The sequence below is a fragment of the bacterium genome (assembly GCA_024224155.1).
Taxonomy (GTDB): domain Bacteria; phylum Acidobacteriota; class Thermoanaerobaculia; order Multivoradales; family JAHEKO01; genus CALZIK01.
Genome location: JAAENP010000298.1, coordinates 1 through 669 on the forward strand (window position 1 = coordinate 1; position 669 = coordinate 669).

Sequence of the window (669 nt, forward strand, 5' to 3'; positions counted from 1 at the left end):
CGCCGCCTCGATACTGGCTTCTTTAGGCCGCGAGTCTGTTTTCGGAAGGCGGACAGTCGGACCTTGGTGGCCATCTGCCGCAGCAGCTCCCCCATTTGGGCGACGCTCAAGGCACGAAAAATGGCCCATTCCTCCGGCGGTATCGCGATCATCATGCCCTGGTACGTGGCGGCGATCTCGTGGGCAAGGTGGTACGGGGAGAACTCGCGGTCAATCTTCTCGGTGCCGTGGACCGCGCCCAGGGACGCGCGGACCACGGCCAGGATGTTGTAAGCCACCAAGGCGATGCAGAAGCCGAACAGCGCGGCCTTGGGATAGGCCAGCGTGTTGATCTCCGAGTGCAGGTCCTTCTCGAGCCTCTGGAACGCGGTCTCGATCGTCCAGCGCTTGCGGTACAGCTCGGCCACGGTGACGGCGTCGGCGACCTCCTCGGGCAGGTCGGTCAGGATGTAGATCACCGTCTCGCCGTCGCGCGTCGGCTTCTTCAGCCCCAGGCGGATGCGGCGCAGGGGCAGGCGCACGAGCTTTCCGTCCTCGGACTCGACCTCGATCTCGATGTTCTGCTCCGAGACGGTCCCCGTCTCCGTGGTGCCGACCTCGCGCATCGCGTCGAGCGGGCGGAAGGGCACCTGCTGGTGCTCCCGGATGATCGAGAAGGCGTTCTTGTCA

The 669-nt window shown here is 65.3% G+C and carries 1 protein-coding gene; it reads right to left on the reverse strand.

From position 1 onward, the window contains the following. On the reverse strand, positions 1 to 669 hold a 669-nt coding region (locus tag GY769_15705), incomplete at both ends, for a transposase (GenBank protein MCP4203363.1).